Origin of the sequence: Gemmiger formicilis (assembly GCF_016901605.1) — a bacterium.
Classification (GTDB): domain Bacteria; phylum Bacillota; class Clostridia; order Oscillospirales; family Ruminococcaceae; genus Gemmiger; species Gemmiger formicilis_B.
Genome location: NZ_JACJKP010000231.1, coordinates 1 through 3,453, shown reverse-complemented (window position 1 = coordinate 3,453; position 3,453 = coordinate 1). Strand labels below are relative to the sequence as shown.

General features: G+C 42.8%; 3 protein-coding genes and 1 tRNA gene. 3 read left to right on the top strand and 1 reads right to left on the bottom strand.

Annotated features, from left to right (window positions below):
• Positions 1-1,248: 1,248 nt before the first annotated feature.
• Positions 1,249-1,324 (bottom strand) — tRNA-Ala (locus H6B10_RS13355).
• A 168-nt stretch (positions 1,325-1,492) separates the two neighbouring features.
• Here H6B10_RS13355 and H6B10_RS13350 point away from each other — a divergent pair.
• From H6B10_RS13350 to H6B10_RS13340, 3 genes are all read left to right on the top strand, one after another.
• Positions 1,493-2,050 (top strand): TetR/AcrR family transcriptional regulator, encoded by a 558-nt coding sequence (locus H6B10_RS13350; RefSeq protein ID WP_204652061.1) that lies wholly within the window; start codon positions 1,493-1,495, stop codon positions 2,048-2,050.
• Between the two features lie 103 nt (positions 2,051-2,153).
• Positions 2,154-2,591 carry a hypothetical protein gene (locus H6B10_RS13345; protein ID WP_204652060.1) on the top strand — a complete coding sequence of 146 codons (438 nt, stop codon included), beginning with the start codon at positions 2,154-2,156 and terminating at the stop codon, positions 2,589-2,591.
• An 18-nt stretch (positions 2,592-2,609) separates the two neighbouring features.
• On the top strand, positions 2,610-3,272 hold the full coding sequence (locus tag H6B10_RS13340) for a hypothetical protein (protein ID WP_204652059.1): 663 nt from the start codon (positions 2,610-2,612) through the stop codon (positions 3,270-3,272).
• Positions 3,273-3,453 lie beyond the last annotated feature (181 nt).

Here is a 3,453-nt window from a genome sequence, read left to right as displayed (position 1 = left end):
GGGCAAATTATCTTGTCCAAAAAGGCAATTTAATTCGTCAATGAACTGAAAAATATACGGAGTAATGTGGAGTTTTCACTTTCATTACTCCGTTATTTTTTTACCCTTTTTGCAGCGGATAACCTCCAAGTGCTCTCCTGATGATTCCTCTCATAACTCCTCCAAATTGGATGAAAAATGAGGGGAATTATCAGGAATGCAGGTGATTTTCCGCGGATTATCGCAAAATATTTTGCGCGTCAATGACTGCCGGGTACCTCTTCAAATACTTCACCTTCATCCTATTACAACTGTAAAACGCGAAAAAGTGGTCGGGTACCCCGAGTAATTTCTCTTATCTTGTTCTCAGGTTCCATTGACAAGTTATTTTTGCTCGATTGACAAATTATTTTGCCCCCTGACACTTTTGTTCGGGGGCAAATTATCTTGTCCAAAAAGGCAATTTAATTTGTCAATGAAATGAAATATAACGGAGTAATGTGGAGTTTTCACTCGCATTGCTCCGTTATTTTTTTACCCTTTTTGCAGCGGATAACCTCCAAGTGCTCTTCTGATGATTCTCCTCATAATCCCCCCCAGATTGGATGAAAAACGAGGAAAATTATCAGAAATGCAGGTGATTTTCCACGAATTATCGCAAAATATTTTGCGCGTCAATGACTGCCGGGTACCTCTCGAATTCTTCTCAATTCATCCTATTACAACTGCAAAACGCGAAAAAGCGGCCGGGTACCCCCCGTAATTTCTCAAGTCCTGTTCTCAGATTCCATTGACAAGTTATTTTTGCTCGATTGACAAATTATTTTGCCCCTTGACATCTTTGTTTTGGGGCAATTTATCTTGTCCAAAAGGGCAATTTAACTTGTCAATGAACTGAAAAATATACGGGGTAATGTGGAGTTTTTGCTCTCATTACTCCGTTATTTTTTTGCCCTTTTTGCAGCGGATAACCTCCAAGTGCTCTCCTGATGATTCTCCTCATAACCCCTCCGGAAGGGGCAGGGGATGAGGGAAATTGTCAGGTGAATTTTCAGATGCTATTACCAGATTCCATTGACTACTTATTTCTTTCCAAAAATCATTTGTGCCCATAATGCATAAAGGCTCTGGATAAGAATCGGCGATTGACGATTGATATAATGAAAAGTACCGCAGATAATTCTTACGATACTCTTTTTATATTGTGGGTTTTAAAGACGGCACAGATCAGTGCAAAAAAAAGATCCGAGTCAGCGACTCGGATCTTTTTGGTGGAGATGAGGGGGATCGAACCCCTTACCTCCTGCATGCCATGCAGGCGCTCTCCCAGGTGAGCTACACCCCCATAGGGTTTTCTGATGTATATTTCAGAAAGCTTTGTTATTATATCAGTGCTTGAAAAAAATGTCAAGGTGCTTTTTGAAAAAAATACAAATTTTTCAAATGGAGAGGATATACTTGACAAATATGTATTCTGCGCATATAATGAACGTTGTTCAAGTTGGGAGGGCCTATGAATATCATTGCAACATCCAAAGAAGAGATTCTGCAAACCTGCCGGGAGTTGATTCGTCAACAGAAGGGGACTACATTAAATGTGCGCCAAGTTGCTTCCGCTTGCGGTGTTTCTGTGGGGACCGTATACAATTATTTCGATTCCAAGGCGGATTTGGTAGGCGCTGCAGTAGAGAGTGTCTGGAATGATATTTTTCGTTGCGAAGAGCAAGATGATTCCTTTTCAGATATATTGAGCTGTATTCGATGGATGTTTGCGCGCATGGAATACGGAAGCAGACAATATCCTGGTTTTTTTGTGCTACATTCCATGAGCTTTGCTCAGCAAGGAAAAAGCGATGGAAAACAACGTATGCAGAAAACATGGCAGCATATGTGCGAGATGTTATGCGCGGTATTGCGCAACGATGCCAACATACGTTCGGGTGCTTTTGATGACAGTTTTACGCCTGAAATGATGGCAGACCTTTTGTTTTCACTGCTGTTGGCTGCATCCATGCGATGTGACTTTTCTTGTGATGCTGTATTACAGATTGCACGCAGAACACTTTACTGAATATTTCAGCACCCGGACCGTCAGATCAAGCGCCTGTGTTTAAGGGTTCGGGTGATTTATATTTTTCAAAGTGAACGTTGTTCACAAAAGAAGGGGGAATTTTATGAAAGTAGCTCGTAGAAATTTACTGCTTATCGCTTGTCTTGTATGGAGTGCAGCCGGATTCAATATCCTGCGTATCGGCATTTTGTCCTACTCTATGTATCTGACTCCACTGAATATTCTGTTGTCCGTGTTGGTATTTACGGTGTTTCAGTATTTGGTTTTTGGAAAACTTGTGCGCAAGCACACCGCCAGAATCCAATCCTATAAAGAAGAGAGGCAATTCTTTCTCAAGTTCTTTGATGTGAAATCTTTTCTGATCATGGCTATTATGATGAGCGGGGGAATTGGATTGCGAGCCTCGGGCATAGCGCCGCTTCGCTTTATTGCGGTGTTTTATTCCGGGCTGGGAGCGTCGCTCTTGATAGCGGGGGTTTTGTTTGGCAAAAATTATGTAACAGCCGTAAAGAGCTCATCAGCTCTTGTGGATAAATTATAAAAAGGAGACAGACTTATTATGCAGGCTATTATGGAAACTGCTTTTGATGCCCTATACCTTGTGACGGTAATTACATTGGGCATTAAGATGATCGTTACATGCAAAGGAAATTCTCAGTTTCGTCTATTTGGATTGATGGCGGTCGTACTGGGGGCAGGCGATGCCTTTCATTTGATTCCCCGGGCATGGGTTCTTTGCACGACCGGACTCGAGAATTACACGGTGGCTTTGGGAATGGGAAAATGGATCACTTCCATTACCATGACGGTTTTTTATGTTCTTCTTTACTATGTATGGCGGCTGCGTTACCGTGTGCAGGGCAGAAATATGATAACTGCCGCTGTATACGTATTGGCGGGTTTGCGTATTCTGTTGTGTATGATGCCGCAAAACCAGTGGCTCAGTGCGGAGGCGCCGCTTTCCTGGGGCGTTTATAGAAACATTCCTTTCGCCTTGTTGGGCCTGGTAGTGATTGTTCTGTTTTATACCAGCGCAAAGCAAGCAACGGACAAGGCGTTCCGCTGGATGTGGCTTACCATTGTATTAAGCTTTGCTTTTTACATTCCGGTGGTGATCTTCGCCGACCAATATCCTCTAGTTGGTATGTTGATGATTCCGAAAACCTGCGCGTACGTGTGGACCATTGTAATCGGATATTGCGCTATGAAAAAAGAAGCCTGACTCCGATAAAGAACAAAAGCAGCTGCCTTTATACAGGTAGCTGCTTTTTGTGTTAAAGCGAAAATAAAATCAAAACCACCCGTTGAACGGGTGGTTTGAACAGGCCCTATAAGGGCCTATCTCCTGTGGTCGCTCCCTAAAGGGAGCCCTGAAAAGTCTGGCAACCACACTTTTACCACGG